Below are 313 nucleotides of genomic sequence, written 5' to 3'. Positions count from 1 at the left end.
CCCCCCCCCCCCCCCCCCCCCCCCCCCCCCCCCCCCCCCCCCCCCCCCCCCCCCCCCCCCCCCCCCCCCCCCCCCCCCCCCCCCCCCCCCCCCCCCCCCCCCCCCCCCCCTTTTTAATGCTCCGGCGACCACCGAGATCTACACTGTTCGCATTTCGTCGGCAGCGTCAGATGTGTATAAGAGACAGGCGCACAACTGGTCTGGCAATCTTCCCAGGGCCTGATGGACCAGGCGCTGGACGCGCCCGAGCGCCTGCGCATCGACGCCGTTCTGGACCGCCATGCGCACCGCGACCAGGGCGTGGTCTTTGACA

Annotated in this window: 1 protein-coding gene and 1 pseudogene; both read left to right on the top strand. The window is 74.8% G+C overall.

The window, feature by feature from the left end:
- A partial coding sequence (locus JHD82_RS29515) for a hypothetical protein (protein WP_199140470.1) occupies positions 1-223 on the top strand: 223 nt, incomplete at its 5' end.
- Positions 187-313, top strand: a pseudogene (locus JHD82_RS29510) (cation diffusion facilitator family transporter); the annotation flags it as partial. The gene JHD82_RS29515 and the pseudogene JHD82_RS29510, both read left to right, overlap by 37 nt.

Source organism: Delftia sp. ASV31 (assembly GCF_016428765.1).
GTDB classification, from domain to species: Bacteria; Pseudomonadota; Gammaproteobacteria; order Burkholderiales; family Burkholderiaceae_C; genus Comamonas; species Comamonas acidovorans.
The sequence above is the reverse complement of the archived record's forward strand: the minus strand, read 5'-3'. Positions and strand labels throughout refer to the sequence as shown.